Below are 21,440 nucleotides of genomic sequence, written 5' to 3'. Positions count from 1 at the left end.
AGCGGGCCACGGCCGTCATCTCGTCCAGCGGCGCGGTGAGCGAATGGGCCACGAACTGCGTGATGAGGAGTGTGGCGATCATCGAGAAGACCGTGATGAAGCGCAGCTCCGTCTTCGTGTGCACCGCTATCACCGACAGGCCCGTGGTGATCAGCACCGCGATGACGACCAGCGCACCCAGCTTGGTCTTGATCGAGAACGGGCTCACCCCGCCCCAGGGTTCCGGGTCCCCGGGGCCTCTCCGTGCGGCCGGCCCGCCGCTCATGGCGTCGGGGTCTCCAGGGCGTAGCCCACGCCGTGCACCGTACGGATCCGCTCCGCGCCGATCTTCCGGCGCAGCGCCTTGATGTGGCTGTCGACCGTGCGGGTGCCGGAGGCGTCCGCCCAGTCCCAGACCTCGGCGAGCAGCTGCTCGCGCGAGAGCACCGCGCGCGGGGTGTTCGCCAGGCACACCAGCAGGTCGAACTCGGTCGGGGTGAGGTGAACATCCTCACTCCGCACCCGCACCCGGCGCTGCGCGTGGTCGATCTCCAGCTCGCCGAGCCGCAGGATGCCGCTGCGCGGCGTCGCGGCGGCGAGCGCGGCCCGCTCCACGCGGCGCAGCAGCACGTGCACGCGCGCCGCCAGCTCCCGCATCGAGAACGGCTTCGTCATGTAGTCGTCGGCGCCGACCCCGAGCCCGACCAGCATGTCGGTCTCGTCGTCGCGCGCGGTGAGCATCATCACCGGCACCGGGCGGGCGGCCTGCACGCGGCGGCAGACCTCCAGACCGTCGAAGCCGGGCAGCATGATGTCGAGGATCAGCAGGTCGGGCTGCCAGGCCTCGGCCGTGTCGACCGCGGCCGGACCGTCACCCGCCGTTTGCACGAGGAATCCCTCGGCGCGCAGGCGGGTCGCGATGGCATCCACGATCGTGGCGTCGTCCTCGACGACGAGAACCCGGCGCTGTGCGCCCGGGGTAGCCGTCGCCGAACCGTTGTGGGAGGTGTGTGTCTGCTCCATCGCCCGCCCCTGGGGTGTGCTTTCCGGAATCAGTGGGGTGATTCCTGACTGGCTGTGCCTGCGCATGGTGTGCGATTGACGCTTGAATGATCGGCGTCAGAGGAGCAGCGTACGGGGAGTCAGCACACCTTTGCTATCCAGGGCTGATGCCGAGGTGTACGACGTCCGGAACGCCCCGGGCAACCGGGATCTCTTCGGTACGCACCTGTTGGAACCCGGCATTCCGCAAGGTTTCTTCGAATTCCGGAGACGGCTGGGCGGACCAGACGGCCAGCACCCCGCCAGGTCTCAACACCCGTGCGCAGCTTGCGAGTCCGGCTTCGCGATAGAGATTTTCGTTGCCCTCCGTGACCGTCCAGTCGGGGCCGTTGTCGATGTCGAGGCAGAGGGCGTCGTATGTGTCGGATGTCTCATTGACGTAGGCCACGAGATCGGTTTCGACGATTCTCGTGCGGGGGTCGGCGAGGGCTCGGGCGGAGATCTCGGAGAGCGGGCCGCCGCGATGCCATCCGACGATCGCGGACTCGCGTTCCACGACCGTGATCCCTCCCCAGCGCGGGTCGTCCGCCGCGTGCGCGAGGGAGAAGCCGACGCCGAGTCCGCCGATCAGCACGTCGGGGTGGGCCCGGCCGGCCAGGGCGTCCAGGGCCGCGTCGACCAGCCGCCGCTCGGAGCGGCCGTCGGAGGTGTCCATCAGGAAGCAGCCGTTCGCGATGATCTCCAGGCGGCCCTCGTGCCGCCGCAGTACGACCTCGCCGTGCGGGCCCTCGCGACGGTCCAGTACATGAGGAATGTCGTTCGAGGTGGGCATGGGAGCATCCTGGCAGGTGCGGGATGTGCGGCGCGGGGAATTTCCCCGTGGCCAGGAGGTTGCTGTGAAAGGGCCGTCGAGTGGCGTCCCTCACAGACAGGGGGACGAGGGTCGCGAAGGCTTTGCCGTGACGGAAGGAGCGCCGCCGTGGACCGCACCGCACCGGCCGACGCAGCGGCCACGCCGCCACCGGCGGACACACCCGTTTCCCGTGTTCCCGATGGGTTCGGGCTGCTGGACGGGGTGCCGCGCCAGCGCACCGGCGGGGCGGATGGCCGGGGTTCCACGGCGGACGGCGGTTCGGCAGCAGTGGACGCCGACCCCCAGGCCCCGGGTGCCGAGGTGCTCGGGAGCGGTGTACCGCTGCCGACGGACGGCGGGCCCTGGGCTGCGGGCACCGGCGTGCCCGAGCCGGAGGCCCCCGGTGGCTCGGTGTCGGCGTGGGGCTCGTGGCTCCGGCGTCGGCTCGGGGCCGTGCGGCCCTGGCGGCTGCTCCCCACCCCCACGGGCACGCCGTTCACGTTCGGGTACGCCCTCCTGCTCTGCGTCACCTCGCTGATCTCCGCCTACGCGGACCCCGCTCTGGTGCATGCCCTGCTGCAGGGGTCCAGTACCGATGTGGCGCACCTGGTGCGGGCGCCGGAGTTCGTGCTGGTGGGCAGTGCGCTGTGGGTCGCGGGTGGGGTGGCCTCGCCGTTCGCGATCGGGTTCGTGCTCGTGCTGACCGCGCTGGAACGCCGGGTCGGGGGCCTGCGCACGGCCGGTGTCTTCCTGCTCGGGCACGTCCTGGCCACCCTGGCGACCGAGGTCCCGGTGGGGATCGCGGTGCTGGCCGGACACCTGCCCGACAGCTCACTGCACCGGCTCGACTACGGCGTCAGCTTCGGAGTCGCCGCCGGCATCGGCGCGCTGGCCGGTCTGCTGCCGCTGTGGCTGCGCGTGCCGCTGCTCGCCGGCTTCGGCTGGATGCTGCTCCAGGACCTGCTCGCCTTCGCCGACCCGTTGACGAACTGGGGCCACCCGATCGCCCTGGCCATCGGTCTCGCGACCTGGCCGCTGCTGCGCCGCCGGCACCACGAGCAGGCCTCTCACCGCGGCAAACGCCCCGCCCCGTCCTAGATCGCTCACAGCGAACACGCGTCGGGGAACATCCGACCCCCTCCCGGGCATTGAGTCGGCATAGCTCAACTTGACTGCCGAAGGGGAGATCATGGCTTCGACGTCCACACCGCTCACCCTGCCCGTGCTGCCGCTCGACGACGAGGTCGTGCTGCCCGGGATGGTGGTCCCGCTGGACCTGAGCGATTCCGAGGTCCGCGCCGCGGTGGAGGCAGCCCAGGCCGCGGCCAAGACACAACCAGGAAAGCCGAGGGTGCTCCTGGTGCCCCGCGTCGACGGGACGTACGCGAACACCGGTGTCCTCGGCACCGTCGAACAGGTCGGCAGGCTCGCCGACGGTGACCCGGGTGCCCTGATCCGGGGCCGGAGCCGGGTCCGTATCGGTGCGGGGACCACGGGTCCCGGCGCGGCCCTCTGGGTCGAGGGCACCCGCCTCGACGAGACCGTGCCCGAGCCGCTGCCCGGCCAGGTCGTGGAACTGGTCAAGGAGTACAAGGCGCTCGCCACCGCCTGGCTGCGCAAGCGCGGTGCCTGGCAGGTCGTCGACCGAGTTCAGGCCATCGACGACGTCTCCGCGCTCGCCGACAACTCCGGCTACTCGCCGTTCCTGACCACCGAACAGAAGGTCGAACTGCTGGAGACCGCCGACCCGGTGGCCCGGCTGAAGCTCGCCACCCAGCAGCTGCGCGAGCACCTCGCCGAGCAGGACGTGGCCGAGTCCATCGCCAAGGACGTCCAGGAGGGCGTCGACAAGCAGCAGCGCGAGTTCCTGCTGCGGCGTCAGCTCGAAGCGGTCCGCAAGGAGTTGCGCGAGCTGAACGGCGAGGAGGAGGGCGAGGAGTCCGACGACTACCGCGCCCGCGTGGAGGCCGCCGACCTGCCCGAGAAGGTGCGCGAGGCCGCGCTGAAGGAGGTCGACAAGCTGGAGCGCTCCTCCGACCAGTCGCCCGAGGGCTCCTGGATCCGCACCTGGCTCGACACGGTCCTGGAGATGCCGTGGAGCGAGCGCACCGAGGACGCGTACGACATCCAGGGCGCCCAGGCGGTCCTCGACGCCGAACACTCCGGCCTGGAGGACGTGAAGGAGCGGATCACCGAGTACCTGGCGGTGCGCAAGCGGCGCACCGACCGGGGTCTGGGCGTGGTCGGTGGGCGGCGCGGCGGTGCCGTGCTCGCGCTCGTCGGGCCGCCCGGCGTCGGCAAGACCAGCCTGGGCGAGTCCGTCGCCCACGCGATGGGGCGTAAGTTCGTGCGCGTCGCCCTCGGCGGCGTCCGCGACGAGGCCGAGATCCGCGGTCACCGGCGTACGTACGTCGGTGCCCTGCCCGGCCGGATCGTCCGCGCCATCAAGGAGGCCGGGTCGATGAACCCGGTCGTGCTGCTCGACGAGATCGACAAGGTGGGTTCGGACTTCCGGGGCGACCCGGCCGCGGCCCTGCTCGAAGTGCTCGACCCGGCGCAGAACCACACCTTCCGGGACCACTACCTGGAGGTCGAGCTGGACCTGTCGGACGTGGTCTTCCTCGCGACCGCCAACGTCCTGGAGGCGATCCCGGAGGCCCTGGCCGACCGTATGGAGATCGTCCGCCTGGACGGCTACACCGAGGACGAGAAGGTCGTCATCGCCCGCGACCACCTGCTCCCGCGCCAGCTGGAGCGGGCCGGGCTCGGTCAGGACGAGGTGGCCATCGACGAGAGCGCCCTGCGCAAGCTCGCCGGCGAGTACACGCGCGAGGCGGGCGTCCGCAACCTGGAGCGGTCCGTCGCCAGGCTGCTGCGCAAGGTCGCGGCGCAGCACGAGCTGGGTGAGCGGGAGCTGCCGTTCACCGTCGCCGAGGGTGATCTGCGCGGCCTGATCGGCCGGCCGCACCACGTGCCCGAGTCCGCCCAGGACCCGGCCGAGCGGCGGACGTCGGTGCCGGGCGTGGCGACGGGCCTCGCGGTGACGGGCGCCGGTGGTGACGTGCTGTACGTGGAGGCGTCGCTGGCCGACCCGGAGACGGGCGCGGCGGGTCTGACCCTGACCGGTCAGCTGGGGGACGTGATGAAGGAGTCCGCGCAGATCGCGCTGAGCTTCCTGCGCTCCCGCGGCGCCGAGCTCGAACTGCCGGTGGGCGATCTGAAGGACCGGGGCGTGCACATCCACTTCCCGGCGGGCGCGGTCCCCAAGGACGGCCCCAGCGCCGGCATCACGATGACCACGGCCCTGGCCTCGCTGCTGTCCGGACGCCTGGTGCGCACGGACGTGGCGATGACCGGCGAGGTCTCGCTGACCGGCCGGGTCCTGCCGATCGGCGGGGTGAAGCAGAAGCTGCTCGCCGCGCACCGGGCCGGTGTCACCACCGTGATCATCCCCAAGCGCAACGAACCCGACCTGGACGACGTCCCGGCGGAGGTGCTGGACAAGCTCGACGTCCACGCCGTCACCGACGTCCGCCAGGTCCTGGAGCTGGCGCTCGCACCCGCCGCCGCGGGCGCGGCGCCGGAGGTTCCGGTGGCCGCGTGACGGAGGTCATCGGATGAGGGAAGGCCCGGGTCCCGTGAGGGAGGCCCGGGCCTTCACCGTGTGGTGGCCCTGTGTACACGGGCGCTGCACCCTGCGGAATACTTGCCGAGCTGCGCCGGCGGCGGCGGATGACGGAGAATTCCAGGTAGCGGGCGAGAACCGAGGCAGGGGCTGACGTGCACGAGGAAGGCAACGACGACGGACACCGGGACGCCGGTCTGGCCGGGAGCGGTGTGGACCAGCCCGCGTTCCTCGCGCTGGAGCGGGAGCTGACCGTGCTGTTGCGGCGGGCCCGGGCCAACCAGGGCGAGATGGCCCGGGAGGTCCACCCCGACCTGGAGTCGTCCGCGTACGGCCTCCTCGTCAGGCTCGACGAGTGCGGCAAGCAGCGGGCCACCGGACTGGCCGCCTACATCGGCGTCGGCAAGGCCACGATGTCCCGCCAGTTGCGCGCCCTGGAGGACCTCGGCCTGGTCGCCCGCGAGCCCGACCCCGCCGACGGCCGCGCCTGGCTCGTCGCCCTCACCCAGGAGGGCCACGACCGGGTCCGCCGGGTCCGCGAGGCCCGCCGCGCCCGCTACGCCGGCCGCCTGGCCGACTGGGACACCGGCGAGGTCACGGAACTGGCCCGGCTGCTGCACCAGCTCAACCGCGGCATGGAGAGGTGACACCCCGCGCCGATCGGGCGGTGTCCAGGCGCTGGGGGGCCTCCCCCTAGAACTCGACGAACACCGCCGTCGCGTCATCGTGTGTCTTGCTGCGGCGCAGGAACGTCCGCGCGGTGTCGGCACGTTCCAGCGTCCGGACGCGGTCGACCAGCGCCTGCGGCCCCTCCTTGCGGACGAGCTGGAAGCAGTCCGTCCAGTCGCCCTCCTGGAAGCGCTCCACCCAGCGTGCGGCGCCGTCCGTCAGCGCGGTCAGGGCGCGGACCTCGTGACGCGGAAGCGTTCCGGTCACCGCGCGCCGGGACACCGAGGGGTCGGCCGCCGCCGTGAAGAAGCCGCCCTCCTTGTTGCGGACCGTGGAGTCCACCAGCGCGTCCGTGGCCAGGGCGGAGCGGGGGAGCAGGGAGAGCCGGTCGTCCAGGAAAGGCGTCACCGCGCCGTCCGGCGACTCCACGAGGAGAACGGAGTCCGACAGGACCAGGTACTCCACCTTCGCGGGGGACCAGCGGGCGACCACCACCGTGGCCTGAGGTGTACGAGGGTGAGAAAGGTCACAGGTTGAAGCGTGCGCCTCGGCGGTACGCGCGATGGCCTGGGACAAGGCGTCGACCAGGGGAACATCGGGGAGTGAAACGGTCAGTTCGGTCAGGGCTCCGCCGAGGCGCGCCGTGAACCAGGGGACGGAATGCAGGCAGCCCGTCCCGTCCTTCGGTGGCGTGACACCGTCCAGGACGACGACCGAACCGCCCTGTCCGGAGGCCGGTAGTCCGACACTTGCGAAGTCCTCGTTGGGGCGGTCCGCGTCTCCGGGCTGCGAGGCGAGTTCAGTACGCATCCAGCCAGTCTGCACGAGCCCTTCACAAGGCCCGCAAAAGGCTGGCAATGATCGCAGGGCCGGTACAGCAATGCAGGTCAGGCGCCCCGTTTGGGATGGAATACTTTGTTCCGGGAAGACGTGGTGGCGAATACTGCCACCCCCCGACTCCGGCGTCCAACCGGCCTGCCGTGCAAGGCTCGTGCAAGGGCCAGCGGAACTTGCCCCTCAACTCTCCTCCGGGGTTCACTCCTTCGGGTGGCGGGTCAGGTGATGCGCGTGCGCTGTCCACCGGCGCTGGGAGGGTCGGGAAGTGTACCCGGAGTACGCGCCAGTTGACGGAGCGTCATCCGGGCCCAAGAGTTCACGAGTCAGGAATGCGAGCACCGGTGCAGAAGACGCGGCCTCGTCGCACAGGCAAGCAGACGGCCCCCGTTCAGGACGCTGAGTCGACGCCCCCCACCGGCAAGGGCCGCCCCACTCATGTGCGCAACCGGCTCATCGTGGCCGTGGCCGTGGTCGCCGCGGCCATCGCCGGTGCGGGCACCCCGTCGGTCCTCGCCGCCTCCGGACAACTCCACGACTCGCAGGAACTCGTGACGCTCGCGGAGCAGACGCAGGACGCCCTCGCCCTCGCGCACTCCCTCTCCGACGAGCGCGACGATGTCACCTCGTACATCGCGGCCGGCCGCCCCAAGTCCAAGGCGCCCTCCGAGCAGCGCAGCGCCCGCGTGGACCGGCAGGTCGAGGAACTGCGGTCGGACACCGACACCTCCGCCGCGCTCCGCTCCGACCTGGACGAGATATCGACGGTGCGCCGAGCGGCTCTCACCGGCAAGAGCAGCGCCCTCGAAGCGCACCAGGCGTACTCCACCGCCATCACCGAACTCCACCGGCTCGCCGAGCAGCTGGCGCAGCAGACGCCGCCCCGGGCCGGCTCCGGCAGCTACGCCCTGGCCGAGCTGGACTCCGCCGTCCAGCAGGCCGCCGCGGCCCGGGGGCTGCTGCTCGCCGCCCTGAGCGTGCCGCGCAGCACCGGAACGGGCATCGACCCCGTCACCGGCCTGCCGACCGAGACCTCCACCTCCTCCGACGCCGACGCCCGGCAGCGCGACGCCCTCAGCGCCGCCGCCCAGCAGGCCCGGCTGCGCTCCGACGCGGCTCTCGCCGACTTCCGCGGCACCGCGCCCAAGGAGGCCCGCGGCTCGTTCGACTCCACGGTCACCGGCACCGAGGTCAACTCCGCCGACAAGTACCTCGCCACCCTCACCGACCAGCCGACCCTCGCCGACGGCGACCTCTCCACCAGCACCAAGAAGGTGGACGCCGCCCTCTCCGCCCGGATCGACCTGATGCGCGGCGTGGAGTCCGCCCTCTACGACCGCCGCACCAAGGACCTCGAGGCGCTGCGCGACGACGACGTCACCGCGCTGGAGATCCGCATCGCCGTCCTCGGCGCCCTGATGCTGCTCGCCGTCGGCGTCGCCACGGGCATGGCGCGCAGCCTCACGCGTCCCCTCGCGGTCCTGCGCCTCGGTTCGAAGCGCCTGGCCGAGGCCGAGGACCCGGGGGCCGAGGAGCCGGTGAAGTTCACCGGCCGCAACGACGAGTTCGCCCAGGTCGTCCGCTCGGTCAACGCCCTGCACGCGCACGCGGCCGGACTCACCGAGCGGATCACCACGCTGGAGTCCGACCGCAAGCACCTCGTCGGCCAGCGGCAGAAGATGGCCGACGCGCGTGAGGAACTGCGCGGCGAACTCGCCGAGTCCGCGGCCCAGCTGGAGCGGCTGCGCACGGCCATCGGCGGCACCTTCGTCAACCTCGCGCTGCGCACCCTCGGACTCGTCGAGCGGCAACTGGCCGTCATCGAGAACCTGGAGGAGCGCGAGCAGGACCCGGACCGCCTCTCCACCCTGTTCAAGCTCGACCACTTCGCGACGGTCATGCGCCGGCACAGCGAGAACCTGCTGGTCCTCGCCGGCACCGAGCACGTCCAGCACGCCGCGGGGCCCGTGCCGCTGGTGGACGTCGTGCGCGCCGCGGTCAGCGAGATCGAGCGGTACGAGCGGGTCCGGATCGCCGCGCTGCCGCCGCACGCGCACATCGCCGGGTTCGCCGCGGACGACCTCTCCCACCTGCTGGCCGAACTCCTGGAGAACGCCACCTCGTTCTCCCCGCCCGACCTGCCCGTCGAGATCTCCGGCTGGCTGCTGGAGAACGGGGAGGTCATGCTCTCGGTCCAGGACGAGGGCATCGGCATGACCGAGGACCGGCTGGAGCGGCTGAACGCCCGCCTCGGCGACTTCGACCCGGAGGCGCCGTACGACCAGGAGGGCGAGGACGGTCTCGGCCTCGGCCTGTACGTCGTGGCCCGCCTCGCCCACCGCCACGGTGTGCGGGTGCAGCTGCGCGAGCAGAAGCAGGGCGGTGTCGCGGCGGTCGTCGTCCTGCCCCGCACCCTGCTCGCGGCGGCCACGCCCGCGGCGGTCCCGGCGTCCGGCCCGCTCTCGAGCACGACCCAGAGCTTCTCCCTCCCCGGTGCCGACGCCGAGGCCAACTCCAACGTCCTGTACGGCCGCGCGAGCGGTGGGGACCCGCTGGTGGCGCTGGCGGAGAAGGCGGTACAGCAGGACGAGGCCGCCGGGCCGGCAGCGTCCGCGGGGTCGATCGAATCCGCGGGGTCCGTCGAGACCGCCGGGCATCCGGAACCGGCGGACGAGGCCCGGCCGGCAGCAACGCCGCACGCCGAGGCAGGGACCGGACCGACCGCGCCCGCGGAACCCGCCCCCGCGGAAGCCGAAGCCCCGGTCGCCCCGCTGGAGACGCCCGCCGAGACCACGATGGAGCTGCTGATCCCGGCGCAGCAGACCGACTCGCCCACGGCGCCGCATGCGGCGACGGCATCCGAAGCACAGCGGGAACCCGCCCCGGCCCGGCAGGACGAGCCTGAGCCGGCGTGGCAGGCGCAGCCGCACCCGGCTCACCACCGCCCCGCAGCCGCCGACGGCGAGTCCGCCCCGCAGGCGCCACCCGCACACGACCACGAAACCCGCACGGGGGGTGCGGGTGGGAACGACCACGCCGAAGGCGAAGCCGAGGCGGAGGCCGACGTCGAACACGAACGCGTCACCGACAAGGGCCTCCCCAAGCGCACTCCGAAGATCACCGCCCAGACCACCGAACCACGCCGCCGCAGCGGCTCCGTGGACGCCGAAGCCCTCCGCCGCCGCCTCGGCGGCTTCCGCCAGGGCGCCCAGGCCGGCTACCGCGAGGTGGAGGCGGAGATCGCCGAGCAGACGGCCTCGCACAAGCGGCCGGCCACCGGCACATCAGGACCAGCTGAATCCGAAGAAGCCACGGGGGGCACAGTCGAGGAGGCAAGCAGTTGACCGCTCCCAGTACCTTCGGACTGATCGGACTGAGCAGTGAGGCCCGCAACCTGCACTGGCTGCTGACCAACCTCGTCGAGGAGGTCCCCGGCATCCTCTCGGTCGCGGTCGTCTCGTCCGACGGACTGCTCCTGCTGTCGTCCGACGACCACCGCAACAAGGAGGCGCGGGACGCCCTCCAGGCTCGCGGCACCAAGCGGAGCGGCCCGCGCGGCTCCGCCGCCGACCTGGCCACCATCGTCTCCGGCATCGGCAGCCTCACCGTCGGCGCCGCCAAGCTGATGGACTTCGGCGGGGTCAGGCACACGATGATCGCGATGGACGAGGGCAGCCTGTTCGTGATGTCCATCAGCGACGGATCGCTGCTCGGCGTCCACGGCAGCGCGGACTGCGACATGAGCGTGGTGGCCTACCACATGGCACTGTTCGTGGGCCGCGCCGGCCACGTCCTGACGCCCGAACTCCGCAGCGAACTCCGTAAATCCCTCGAGGATTCCCAGACGACGACGGGGAGGGCCCGATGAGTACGCCCAAGCATCATCTCCCGGTCCGCGGGGGTGACCGCAAACCCGCCCGGGTCCGCCCCTACTCGCTCACCGGCGGCCGGACCCGCTTCGGCCACGTCCTCCTCGTGGAGACGTTCGTGGCGAGCACGGCCGCGCTGGAGGCCCCGGAGGAGCGCCGGGAACTGACGAACGGCTCCCTCTCCACCCGCGTGATGCCGGAGCTCCAGGCCATCGTCGAACTGTGCCGCCGGATGCGTACGGTGGCCGAGATCGCCGCGCTGCTGAAGATGCCGCTCGGCGTGGTCCGCGTGCTCCTCAGCGACCTCGCGGACCAGGGAAAGATCCGTGTGTACGGAACGGGAACGGGCCATGGCACGGGCCGCCCGGACCGAGCTCTGCTGGAAAGGGTGCTGAGTGGACTCCGTCGTCTCTGACGCCGCTCACGGCGTCTCTGGTACAACCCCGTTCGTTCAGCCCGACGAGAACATGCACGCCTGGCAGACGGACCGCACCCGCGCTCCCATCGCCACGAAGATCGTGGTGGCGGGCGGTTTCGGCGTGGGCAAGACCACACTCGTCACCGCCGTCTCGGAGATCACGCCCCTGCAGACCGAGGCGCTGATGACCGAGGCGAGCGAGGCCACCGACGACCTCACCGCCACGCCGGGCAAGTCCACCACCACGGTGGCCATGGACTTCGGGCGGATCACGCTCGACGACGACCTGGTGCTCTACCTGTTCGGCACGCCGGGCCAGCAGCGGTTCTGGTTCATGTGGGACGACATCGTGCGCGGCGCCATCGGCGCCGTCGTCCTGGCCGACACGCGTCGTCTGAAAGACAGCTTCCCGGTACTGGACTACTTCGAGAGTTCCGGACTGCCGTACGTCGTCGCGGTCAACCATTTCGACGGCAGCGAGATGTTCGACGCGGAGGACGTGCGGGAGGCGCTGACCATCCCGCGACACATACCTGTCATGATCATGGACGCGCGTCGCCGGATCTCCGTGATCGAGACCCTCCTGGCCCTCGTGGGCCACGCGCTCGACGAAACCCCCGAGTAGAGGAAAGCCCCGCATGCGGAAGATACTCGTCGTCGGAGCCGGTCAGTCCGGGCTCCAGATCGCTCTCGGCCTCCAGACGCAGGGGTACGAGGTCACCCTGATGTCCAACCGGACGGCGGACGAGATCCGTACCGGCCGGGTCATGTCGACGCAGTGCATGTTCCACACGGCCCTGCAGCACGAGCGCGATCTCCAGCTGAACTTCTGGGAGTCCCAGGCCCCGAAGATCGAGGGGCTCGGCGTCTCGGTCGCCGCACCCGGCTCCTGGGCCGAGGGGCCCGCGGCCCGTGCGATCGACTGGCTGGGCCGGCTCGACGGGTACGCGCAGTCGGTCGACCAGCGGGTGAAGATGGCCGGCTGGATGGAGACGTTCGCGCAGCGCGGCGGGCAGCTCGTCATCCACGGCGCGGCCGTCGGCGACCTCGACTACTTCTCCCGCACGTACGACCTGGTGCTCGTCTCGGCCGGCAAGGGCGAGCTGGTCCAGATGTTCGCCCGCGACCCGGAGCGCTCCCCGTACAGCGAGCCGCAGCGCGCGCTGGCCGTGTCGTACGTCCACGGCCTCGGCCCGCGCCCCGAGCACCCGGACACCGAGGGGGTCCGCTGCAACCTCGTGCCGGGCGTCGGCGAGCTGTTCGTCATGCCGACCCTCACCACCTCCGGCCGCGCCGACATCCTGTTCTGGGAGGGCATACCCGGCGGCCCGCTCGACGTCTTCAACGGCGTCAAGGACCCGGCGGAGCACCTCTCCCTGACCCTGGAACTCATGGAGCGGTACGTCCCCTGGGAGTACGCGCGGGCCACCAAGGTCGAACTGACCGACGCCGGCGGCACCCTCGCCGGCCGCTACGCCCCCACCGTCCGCAACCCGATCGGCCGTCTCCCCGGCGGCGGGCTCGTGCTGGGCGTGGCGGACGTCGTCGTGGCGAACGACCCGATCACCGGGCAGGGCTCGAACTCCGCGTCCAAGTGCGCCGCCGCCTACCTCTCCTCGATCGTCGAGCACGGCGACAAGCCGTTCGACGAGGAGTGGATGCGGGCCACCTTCGACCGCTACTGGGACACCGCCCAGCACGTCACCAAGTGGACCAACGCGATGCTCGCGCCGCCGCCGGAGCACATCCTGAACCTGATCGGCGCCGCCGGCGAGCTCCAGCCGGTCGCCGACCGGTTCGCCAACGGCTTCAACAACCCGGCCGACTTCGAGAACTTCTTCTACGACCCGGAGAAGGCGCAGGCCTACCTGGTCGAGGTGTCCGGCGCGGGCGCCGCGTAGTCTCCGACCTCCGCGTATCCCTCGTCCGACCCGTCCGTGGCGCCCTCGGGAAGCTCCGGTGGCTCGAACCGCCGCAGGGGCTTCCCGTCCGGGTCGGGGCGTACCGCGCCCAGGACCGGGTTGGCCGCGATCGGTGACACCTTCACCGTCGCGCCCGGCCGGGGCGCCTGCACGACCATGCCGTTGCCGAGGTACAGCGCCACGTGCGTGGCCTCGGGGAAGTACACGACCAGGTCACCCGGGCGCAGCTCGGTCAGCGGGATCCGCTTCAGTTCCTTCCACTGCTCCTGGCTGGTCCGGGGGACGGGCGTCCCGGCGTCCGCCCACGCCTGCGAGGTCAGCCCCGAGCAGTCGTACGTCTTCGGGCCCTCCGCGCCCCACTCGTACGGCTTGCCGATCTGCCGCACGGCGTAGCGCAGGGCCCGGCCGCCCCCGGCCGTCGGTGTGCGGGCTCCGCTGAGCGCGCCGGACGCCATGAGCTCCTTCTGCGCCGTCCTGATCCCGTTCCTCTCGAACTCGGCGAGGGCGGCGAGCTGGTCCCGGTTGAGGGAGGCGAGCAGTTCCTCGACCTCCCGCAGACGGTCGCGGACCTCGTCCCGTTCCTTCCTGCGCTGTTCGGTGAGGGCGAGCTGCTGGTCCAGGGCCGTGCGGGCCCTGCGGGCCAGGTCGTGGGCCCTTTCCTCGTCACCGGTCAGCCGGCCGATGGTGTCCGCCCGCTCCTGCGCGAGCCGGCCGATCACATGCCCCTGGTCGATCGCGCGCTGGGGATCGCGGGCCAGGAGCAGTCGTACGTACGGGGAGATGTCGCTGCTGCCCTGGTACTGCTGCCGGGCCAGGCGGCCGGCCGCGCCCCGGCTGTCGTGCAGGGAGAGCCGGGCGCGCGCGAGGGCGCGGTCCAGGCGGTCGGTCTCGGCGCGCTGCTTCTCCAGCCGGTCCTCGGTGGTGTTGTAGGCCTCGGTGGCCTTCTCCGCCTCGCGGTAGAGCTTCTGAAGGTCTTTCAGGAGGCGGGCTACGGAAGCCGTGTCGGGGCCGGGGGCAGGGCTGGGGCCGGGGACGGCGGGGGCGGGTACGGGACCGGGACTGGGCTCGGGGACGGCAGTCGCGGGTACTGCGAGGACGGCTCCGGCTGCCGTCGCCGCGATGCAGGCCAGAGCCAGACGCCCGAGTTTTCCTGACATTCCATCACCTCCGATGCGAGGGTGGCCCTTTGCCACCGGACATCGTGAGGATCAGGGGTGTGCGAGCGGTGCGCGCGCCGAGTGTGCGCGGTTCGGCGCAACGAGGTCACCCGTCGGCGTCGTCCGGCTTGCCGGGCGGCGTGGCGTCTGGCTTTGACCAGGGCCAGTTGAGTCGCCGGGGCTGGACGCCCTCAGGGGCGTACTCGTACTTCCAGCGCTGGGTCATCCGGACCCTGCCCTCTTCCCGGGGTACGCGGCGGTAGACCAGGACGGTCGGCGGACCGCCCTCGGGGTCGGGGACAGGGATGCGGTACGTCTTCGGCGGGTGGCCGGTGACGCCGAGCAGGACGGGCAGGACCCTGCCGTCCATGGGGCCGCCCTCGAAGGGGGTGTCTTCGCTCTTCACGGGACCAGTGTCAGACATCCTCGGCGAGCGCCCGGACCAGGGCGTCGGTCCGCGGGTCGCGGCGGGCGGTCACGCTCAGCATGGCCACGAACTGCTCGACCAGCCAGTCGCGCAGGTCCGTGGCCGGCGGATCCTTGTCCTCGTCGAGCCAGATGAGTGACGAGGCCTCCACGGCGGTGATCCACATCCGGACGGTCATGCGCAGACGCGGGCCGGGCGCGGTGACGTCGAGGTGCTGGAAGATGTGCTCGGCGGCGACGCGGCGTACGCCGTCGACGATGGCGGTGGTGCGCGACGTCTCGACGACGCTGCCGCCCTGGAGGAGGGCGCTGAAGCCGGCGTCGTGCTCGTCCACGAAGCTGAGGTAGCGGTCCAGGGCGCGGGAGAGGCGGGGGAGGAGGGGGCCCTCGCGGGGTTCGTCGAAACAGTGCCGCAGCTCGTCGGCGGCGGACCTGAGGGCGGCCTCGTACAGCTGCTGCTTGCCGCCCGGGAAGTACCGGTACACCAACGGCCGCGACACCCCGGCCGCCTCCGCCACGTCGTCCAGGGACACGTCCTCCGGTGCCCGGTGCGCGAAGAGGTTCAGCGCCGCAGTGAGCAGCTGACTGCGACGCTCCTCGACACTGAGGCGCCGGTAGGCGGGGGTGGGGGCGGTTGGCGTCATGTCCGGCAGCGTAACCGTCCGCTGCCCGCCTGACCCGGGCGGTGGGTCGGGGCCGCGCCGGGGGGTGTCCGTCCTCGGAACGGCGCGATGGACTCGGACACCGACTGACTCCCCGTTGACGCGCCAACCGCTGCGGGCGGACACCCCCCGACACGTCCCCTTCCGTGCGTACGCGAATGCGGGTGCATCGTGGTCGCTCTGGCTGCGGGCCGCCGTCCCGCCTAGCTGCGGGCAATCGTGCCGCTGGGGCGGCACGCAACAACACCGAGCTCCGGAACCCGGCAGCACAGAACCCCGGCCCAAGCGACGCAGTCCTACCCCAGCAACCCCGACGACTTCCACAACCGCCGCCCCACCCCCCGCAGCACCCCGATGTCATCCAGAAAGTCGGTCAACCGCTTCGACCCCGTCTGCATCACCTCACGCCGATGCCCACTCTCCCGCACCTGCGCGAGCGCCTCCCGCTTGTCCAGCCCCACGTTCGTGTACACCTCGGGATTCACGAACGCCACCGAGAAGACACGGGCGAACTCCCCGGACGTGACCCGCGTGAACTCCTGGGACCACCTGGGCGCCGTCACCATCTGGCGGCGCAGTTCCTCCCGGGCGTAGCGCACGTGCCGGGCCTCCTCCACGACGTGGATGCGGGTGACACCGCGGATCAGCGTCTGGACCCGCTCGTCGGGGAACGTCAGGCGCTGCATCCAGTCGAGCACCTCCTCCCCGAGCAGCGTGGCCGTGAAGGAACCCGGTGTGGTCGAGATCGTCTTGAAGAGACGGCCGAGGTGCTGGTGCACACGGCTCACCGGGTACCAGGGCGTACCGCCGCGGGATATCAGCCGGGCGAACATCTTGGAGTGCCGGCACTCGTCCTCGATCTCGGTCAGCGCGTAACGCACGTGCGCGCTCGTCGCCGCCTTGTCGTAGATGTGACGGACCAGCAGCTGCATGAGGATGATCTCGAACCAGATGCCGAGCGACGCCAGCGCCGCGGCCTCGTGCTGGGACAGCAGGATGCGCTGTTCCTCGCTCATCCGCTTCCACAGCGGGGTGTCGTACAGCGACACCAGCTCCGGCGGCCAGAACCACTTGCCCTCCTCGAAGGGCGCGTCCCAGTCCAGCTCCTCGTCCGGGTCGAAGGAATGCTTGGCGGAGGAGTCGAGCAGCCGCTGGGCCACCTGCTCCCGGTCCTTGAGCAGGCCCAGGGCATCGAGCAGGCCGTCGAGCGCGTCGGCTTCCGTCAGGGTCGTCATGGCTGCCCACCTCGTTGTGCACACGTCACCGTCCCTCCTTATGAGACTGCCTGTCAGCAAGCTCGTCAATCCCTCGCGCGCCACTTGTTGACCCGGCGTCTACTACCTGTGAACCTGCGGGACATGCCGACCTTCGACGTGTACTCCGAAGTACCGGAAGAGCCCGTTTGGCGGGTTCCGGCGACCGGCGCGGCCCGTTTCAACTGGGAGTACGACGACGGCCGTGACCGCCTCCTGGCCCTCTACCAGAAGGGCAAGGACAAGCAGTGGGACGGCCAGAAGCGGATCGACTGGGAGCTGGAGGTCGATCCGTACGATCCGCTGGGGACCCCGGACGAGGCGATGTCCCTCTACGGCACCCGGCACTGGGCGAAGCTCTCGGACCGGGACAAGGGCGAACTGCGCCGGCACTACGCCTCCTGGCAGTTCAGCCAGTTCCTGCACGGCGAGCAGGGCGCGATGATCTGCGCCGCCCGGATCGTGGAGTCGGTCCCCAACCTGGACGCCAAGTTCTACTCGGCGACCCAGACGATGGACGAGGCCCGGCACGCCGAGATCTACGGCCGTTTCCTGCACGAGAAGATCGGGCTGCTGTACCCGATCAACGACAACCTCCAGGCCCTGCTCGGCGACACCCTGCGCGACTCGCGCTGGGACATGCCCTACCTCGGGATGCAGGTCCTGATCGAGGGGCTGGCGCTCGCCGCCTTCGGGATGATCCGGGACACGACCGACAAGCCCCTTCCCAAGCAGATCCTCGCCTACGTCATGCAGGACGAGGCCCGGCACGTGGCCTTCGGGCGGATGGCCCTGCGCGACTACTACAAGCAGCTCACCGATGCCGAGCTGCGTGAGCGCGAGGAGTTCGTGATCGAGGGCTGCTATCTGATGCGCGACCGGCTGCGCGGGGTCGAGGTGCTGGAGAACTTCGGCATCCCCAAGGCCGAGGCGGAGGCCTGCAGTGAGCAGTCCGAGTTCCTCGCCCTCTTCCGCAAGCTCCTCTTCAGCCGCATCGTCCCCTGCGTCAAGGACATCGGCCTGTGGGGCAGACGGCTCCAGCAGGCCTACGTCGACATGGGCGTCCTGGAGATGGGCGACTCCGACCTTGACCTGCTGATGTCCCGGGACGAGGAGATCGCCGAGAAGCTGGACGCCGAGCGGTTCGCGGCGGAGGAGCGGGAGCGGGTGGCGGAGGTGCGGGGGGCCATCGAGGCCGGAGAGCGGCTCGACGGTTGAGGGTCCGTTCGGTCACATGGCAGGACCTCAGACCGAACAGCCCAGCCCCTCCGGCACCTCGCGGAGCAGCGGCGTCGCCCCCTGGGGCGGGAACGACGTGCGCAGGGTGAAGGCGTACGGGGTCGGGCCGTGGGTGCGCAGGTGCAGGAGGCGGGACTCCGCCTCGGCGACCGTGGGGCGGTGACCCGCCGGGACCCACCAGAGCGTGGCCATGGCCTCCTGGACGCGCTCGAACCACTCACGGCGACGGGCCAGCATCTCCCGGTGCCTGCCTCGGTACATGAACGCGGTCAGGGCGTCGGTGTCGCGCCAGACCGACATGTTGATGATGAGCCAGGAGTCACCGAAGACCGAGATGTCGGTGGCGTCGCCGTTGTCGTCCTGCAGGCGCCAGACGAAGCCGTCGGCCGCGTCGGCGTCCGCGTTGACCGGGTCGAGGCTGTCGACGAAGTCCTTCAGCAGCGGGGTGTCCAGCGGCGCCTTGAGGCGGGCGATGTTGACCTGGGCGAGCTCGTACGCGGCGGCAGAATGGGTCATGGACCGAACGGTAGGTCGGGAGATCCCTGTCGCGGTACCCCCGTCTCACGAACTGGGCACCCGTTCCCGGGAGTTGAGTACCGCCTTCATCACCGCCCGTGCGATCGGCGCCGCGTCGCCGCCGCTGATGTGCCCGCGGTCCGACCTCGCGTCCTCCAGGACCACCGCGACCGCCACCCGCGACGCCGCTTCGTGGTAGCCCTGCGCCCAGGCGACGAACCAGGCGTACGGCGTACCGGAGTTGCCGGGGCCGTGCTGGGCCGTGCCGGTCTTGCCGCCGACCTTGGCGCCGGGGATCGCCGCGACGCGTCCCGTGCCGTTCCTGACCACGTCCCGCATCAGCGCGCGCAGCCGGCCGGCGGTCGAGGAGGACATCGCCCGGCGGACCGGGCGCGAGCCGGCCGTGGCGAGGGTGCTGCCGCCCGGCCGGGTCGTCCGCTCCACCAGATACGGCTCCCGCACCTCACCACGGTTCGCGACGGCGGCCGCGACCATCGCCATCTGGAGCGGTGTGGCGCGCGTGTTGTACTGGCCGATCGACGACAGCGCGAGCTGCGCCCGGTCGAGCGAGGAGTCGAAGGTGGACCGTGCCACCGGGAAAGGAACTCTCAGCACGTCGTTGTTGAAGCCGAAGGCGTGTGCCTTGGCCGCCATCCCCGTCGCGCCCACCTCCACGCCGAGCTTCGCGAACACCGTGTTGCAGGAGAACGTGAACGCCTCCCGGACCGTCGCGTCCCTGCAGCGCCTGGACTCGTTCGTCAGGCGCGTCCTCGTCCCGGGCAGGGTGTAGGGGTCGGGGGAGCCGGTCGGCGCGTCCAGGTTCGTGATCAGGCCGGCGTCCAGCGCGGCCGCCGCGGTGACGACCTTGAAGGTCGAGCCCGGTGGGTACGTCTGCCGTACCGCCCGGTTGAGCATCGGGCGGTCCCGGTCGGCGTTCAGCCGCCGCCACGCCCTGGACGCCGCGGTTCCGTTGCCGGACAGGGGCTGGGGGTCGTAGGACGGGGCGGAGACCAGGGCCAGGATCCGGCCGGTCGACGGATCCAGTGCCGCCACCGCGCCCTTGCGCCCGGCGAGCCCTCGGTACGCCGCCTGCTGTGCGGCCGGGTCGAGGGTCGTCACGACGTCGCCGCCCCGGTACCGCGCCCGCGTGAAGTCGTTCCACAGCGGGAACGGCACCAGCATCGGATGCGTGCCGGAGAGCACGTCGTCCTCGGCGTTCTCCAGGAGCGTCGTCCCGTACAGCTGGGAGGCGAAGCCGGTGACCGGGGCGTACAACGGGCCGTCGGCGTAGGTCCGTTCGTAGCGGAGGTGCTCGCGGGTGTCCTTCGAGCCGGTGACGGGCCGGCCGCCGACCAGGATGTCCCCGCGCGGCTGCTCGTAACGGGCGATGTCCGGGCGCCGGTTGGCGGGGTTGCCGTCGTACGCCGGGGCCTGGACGACCTGGACGCGGGCGGCGTTGAGCAGCAGGGCCACCAGCAGCAGGGCGCAGAAGAACCCGGCGTGCCGGATGTGCCGCGTCACGGGGTGCCCCGCCCGTCGTGCTGTCGCCGGGCCGAGTCGCTCACCCGGACCAGCAGGGCCACGATCGCCCAGTTGGTGACCACCGACGAGCCGCCCTGTGCCAGGAACGGCATCGCCATGCCGGTCAGCGGGATCAGACCGGTCACGCCGCCCGCGATCACGAACACCTGGAGCGCCACGAGCGAGGCGAGGCCGACCGCCAGCAGCCGTCCGAAGGGCTCGCGCAGGGCGAGGCCGGCCCGGTAGCCGCGTTCCACCAGCAGACCGTAGAGGAGGAAGATCGCGGACAGGCCCGCGAGGCCCAGCTCCTCACCGGCGGTGGCCAGAATGAAGTCCGACTTCACCGCGAAGCCGATCAGGACCGAGTGGCCGAGGCCCAGGCCCGTACCGAGGAGACCGCCCTCCGCGAAGGCGAACAGCGACTGGGCGAGCTGGTTCGCGCCCTCGCCCGACTCGATGGAGGCGAAGGGGTGCAGCCACGTCTCGATCCTGCTGTGCACGTGCGGCTCCAGCCGGCCCACGGCGACCGCACCCAGCGCGGCCAGCAGCAGACCGACGGCGATCCAGCCGGTGCGGCCGGTCGCGACGTAGAGGAGGACGACGAACAGCCCGAAGAACAGCAGCGACGTGCCGAGGTCGCGTTCCAGGACCAGGACGCCGACGCTCACCAGCCAGACGGCGAGGATCGGGCCGAGGACCCGCCCGGTGGGCAGCTGGAGTTTCCAGACGCGGCGGCCGGTGTAGGCGAGGGCGCTGCGGTTCGCGGCCAGGTACGCGGCGAAGAACACCGCCAGCAGCACCTTCGCGAACTCGCCCGGCTGAATGGAGAACCCGGCGACCCGGATCCAGATGCGGGCGCCGTTCACCGCTGGGAACAGGATCGGCAGGGTGAGCAGCACGAGCGCGGCGACGACACAGACGTACGTGTAGCGCTGGAGCACCCGGTGGTCGCGCAGCAGCAGGACGACCAGGATGAACAGCGCCACGCCCAGCGTCGACCACACCAGTTGGGCCGGTGCCGCCCGGTCGCCCGGGGTCTCCAGGTCGAGCCGGTAGATGAGCACCAGGCCGAGCCCGTTGAGCAGCACGCCGATGGGCAGGAGCAGGGGGTCGGCGTAGGGCGCCCGCAGGCGTACGGCCAGATGCGCCAGGAGCGCGAGCACGCCTAGCCCGGCGCCGTAACCGGCGGCACCGGGCGGGAGGGTGCCGTGCTGGGCGAGGCCGACGGCGCAGTAGCCGTACACGGACAGCAGTACGGCCAGGACGATGAGGGCGAGTTCGACGCCACGGCGCCGGGGGAGGCGGCGGACGGCGGGCGCCGGCGGGCCCGCCGTCGCCACGGTGATTCCGACCTTGCTCATGCCCGGAATCTACATAAATGAGGCGCATTGTGTGCTTTGATCTGGCCGAGTGTCAGCACCGGCGCACAGAGGGCGTCCTGAAGGGGAGCGGGGAACTGCGCGAACAACCACGACCGGCCCGCGGCCGGAGGACG

At 71.4% G+C, this 21,440-nt stretch carries 19 protein-coding genes and 1 pseudogene; 9 read left to right on the top strand and 11 right to left on the bottom strand.

The genetic code is table 11. From position 1 onward, the window contains the following. The 3 genes and pseudogenes from ABZ016_RS31840 to ABZ016_RS31830 form a co-directional block, all read right to left on the bottom strand. Window positions 1–265: pseudogene (locus tag ABZ016_RS31840) on the bottom strand (two-component sensor histidine kinase); the annotation flags it as partial. Further along, window positions 262–1,002: a response regulator transcription factor gene (locus ABZ016_RS31835; RefSeq protein ID WP_003992913.1), complete on the bottom strand. Its 741-nt coding sequence runs from the start codon at window positions 1,000–1,002 to the stop codon at window positions 262–264. The gene ABZ016_RS31835 and the pseudogene ABZ016_RS31840, both read right to left, overlap by 4 nt. Before the next feature lie 133 nt (window positions 1,003–1,135). Beyond that, complete coding sequence (locus ABZ016_RS31830; RefSeq protein ID WP_356920155.1) at window positions 1,136–1,813, bottom strand: spermidine synthase; 678 nt, start codon at window positions 1,811–1,813, stop codon at window positions 1,136–1,138. 147 nt (window positions 1,814–1,960) lie between these two features. Between ABZ016_RS31830 and ABZ016_RS31825 the strand changes: the two genes are divergently transcribed. The 3 genes from ABZ016_RS31825 (at window position 1,961) to ABZ016_RS31815 (ending at window position 6,106) form a co-directional block, all read left to right on the top strand. Next, window positions 1,961–2,932: a rhomboid-like protein gene (locus tag ABZ016_RS31825; RefSeq protein ID WP_356920154.1), complete on the top strand. Its 972-nt coding sequence runs from the start codon at window positions 1,961–1,963 to the stop codon at window positions 2,930–2,932. Window positions 2,933–3,023: 91 nt separating this feature from the next. Further along, entirely contained in the window at window positions 3,024–5,438 is a 2,415-nt protein-coding gene (gene lon / locus ABZ016_RS31820; RefSeq protein WP_356920153.1) for an endopeptidase La, read from the top strand. Window positions 5,439–5,614: 176 nt separating this feature from the next. Next, on the top strand, window positions 5,615–6,106 hold the full coding sequence (locus ABZ016_RS31815; protein WP_356920152.1) for a MarR family transcriptional regulator: 492 nt from the start codon (window positions 5,615–5,617) through the stop codon (window positions 6,104–6,106). A 46-nt stretch (window positions 6,107–6,152) separates the two neighbouring features. Here ABZ016_RS31815 and ABZ016_RS31810 read toward each other — a convergent pair whose 3' ends face one another. Continuing rightward, entirely contained in the window at window positions 6,153–6,938 is a 786-nt protein-coding gene (locus tag ABZ016_RS31810; RefSeq protein WP_356920151.1) for a protein phosphatase 2C domain-containing protein, read from the bottom strand. A 368-nt stretch (window positions 6,939–7,306) separates the two neighbouring features. Between ABZ016_RS31810 and ABZ016_RS31805 the strand changes: the two genes are divergently transcribed. Genes ABZ016_RS31805 through ABZ016_RS31785 form a run of 5 tightly spaced genes read left to right on the top strand, consistent with a single transcriptional unit; the run spans window position 7,307 to window position 13,150 of the window. Further along, on the top strand, window positions 7,307–10,306 hold the full coding sequence (locus tag ABZ016_RS31805) for a nitrate- and nitrite sensing domain-containing protein (protein ID WP_356920150.1): 3,000 nt from the start codon (window positions 7,307–7,309) through the stop codon (window positions 10,304–10,306). Continuing rightward, a complete protein-coding gene (locus ABZ016_RS31800; protein ID WP_356920149.1) occupies window positions 10,303–10,830 on the top strand; it encodes a roadblock/LC7 domain-containing protein in 528 nt (175 codons plus the stop codon). The genes ABZ016_RS31805 and ABZ016_RS31800 overlap by 4 nt, the downstream gene beginning before the upstream one ends. Further along, a complete protein-coding gene (locus ABZ016_RS31795) occupies window positions 10,827–11,246 on the top strand; it encodes a DUF742 domain-containing protein (protein ID WP_356920148.1) in 420 nt (139 codons plus the stop codon). The genes ABZ016_RS31800 and ABZ016_RS31795 overlap by 4 nt, the downstream gene beginning before the upstream one ends. Next, complete coding sequence (locus ABZ016_RS31790; protein ID WP_356920147.1) at window positions 11,227–11,874, top strand: ATP/GTP-binding protein; 648 nt, start codon at window positions 11,227–11,229, stop codon at window positions 11,872–11,874. Before ABZ016_RS31795 ends, ABZ016_RS31790 begins: the two co-directional genes overlap by 20 nt. A 13-nt stretch (window positions 11,875–11,887) precedes the next feature. Continuing rightward, a complete protein-coding gene (locus tag ABZ016_RS31785; RefSeq protein WP_356920146.1) occupies window positions 11,888–13,150 on the top strand; it encodes a styrene monooxygenase/indole monooxygenase family protein in 1,263 nt (420 codons plus the stop codon). Here ABZ016_RS31785 and ABZ016_RS31780 read toward each other — a convergent pair. From ABZ016_RS31780 to ABZ016_RS31765, 4 genes are all read right to left on the bottom strand, one after another. Continuing rightward, the gene (locus tag ABZ016_RS31780; RefSeq protein WP_356920145.1) at window positions 13,114–14,328 is read right to left on the bottom strand and encodes an NlpC/P60 family protein; all 1,215 of its coding nucleotides are present in this window, start codon (window positions 14,326–14,328) and stop codon (window positions 13,114–13,116) included. The genes ABZ016_RS31785 and ABZ016_RS31780 overlap by 37 nt on opposite strands. 106 nt (window positions 14,329–14,434) lie before the next feature. Continuing rightward, entirely contained in the window at window positions 14,435–14,734 is a 300-nt protein-coding gene (locus ABZ016_RS31775) for a hypothetical protein (protein ID WP_356920144.1), read from the bottom strand. Window positions 14,735–14,744: 10 nt separating this feature from the next. Continuing rightward, complete coding sequence (locus ABZ016_RS31770) at window positions 14,745–15,398, bottom strand: helix-turn-helix domain-containing protein (protein ID WP_356920143.1); 654 nt, start codon at window positions 15,396–15,398, stop codon at window positions 14,745–14,747. Window positions 15,399–15,712: 314 nt separating this feature from the next. Further along, window positions 15,713–16,651 carry a diiron oxygenase gene (locus ABZ016_RS31765; RefSeq protein ID WP_356920142.1) on the bottom strand — a complete coding sequence of 313 codons (939 nt, stop codon included), beginning with the start codon at window positions 16,649–16,651 and terminating at the stop codon, window positions 15,713–15,715. Window positions 16,652–16,774: 123 nt separating this feature from the next. Between ABZ016_RS31765 and ABZ016_RS31760 the strand changes: the two genes are divergently transcribed. Further along, on the top strand, window positions 16,775–17,887 hold the full coding sequence (locus ABZ016_RS31760) for a ferritin-like domain-containing protein (protein WP_356920141.1): 1,113 nt from the start codon (window positions 16,775–16,777) through the stop codon (window positions 17,885–17,887). A gap of 27 nt (window positions 17,888–17,914) precedes the next feature. Here ABZ016_RS31760 and ABZ016_RS31755 read toward each other — a convergent pair whose 3' ends face one another. The 3 genes from ABZ016_RS31755 to ABZ016_RS31745 are packed head-to-tail and all read right to left on the bottom strand — an operon-like array spanning window position 17,915 to window position 21,306. Beyond that, the gene (locus ABZ016_RS31755) at window positions 17,915–18,424 is read right to left on the bottom strand and encodes a DUF3291 domain-containing protein (RefSeq protein ID WP_356920140.1); all 510 of its coding nucleotides are present in this window, start codon (window positions 18,422–18,424) and stop codon (window positions 17,915–17,917) included. 45 nt (window positions 18,425–18,469) lie between these two features. Next, window positions 18,470–19,945: a penicillin-binding transpeptidase domain-containing protein gene (locus ABZ016_RS31750; RefSeq protein ID WP_356920139.1), complete on the bottom strand. Its 1,476-nt coding sequence runs from the start codon at window positions 19,943–19,945 to the stop codon at window positions 18,470–18,472. Then, window positions 19,942–21,306 carry an FtsW/RodA/SpoVE family cell cycle protein gene (locus tag ABZ016_RS31745; RefSeq protein ID WP_356920138.1) on the bottom strand — a complete coding sequence of 455 codons (1,365 nt, stop codon included), beginning with the start codon at window positions 21,304–21,306 and terminating at the stop codon, window positions 19,942–19,944. The genes ABZ016_RS31750 and ABZ016_RS31745 overlap by 4 nt, the downstream gene beginning before the upstream one ends. Window positions 21,307–21,440: the final 134 nt, after the last annotated feature.

This window comes from Streptomyces sp. NPDC006372, from assembly GCF_040612515.1.
GTDB lineage: Bacteria > Actinomycetota > Actinomycetes > Streptomycetales > Streptomycetaceae > Streptomyces.
This window is presented reverse-complemented; position numbering and strand designations above follow the sequence as displayed.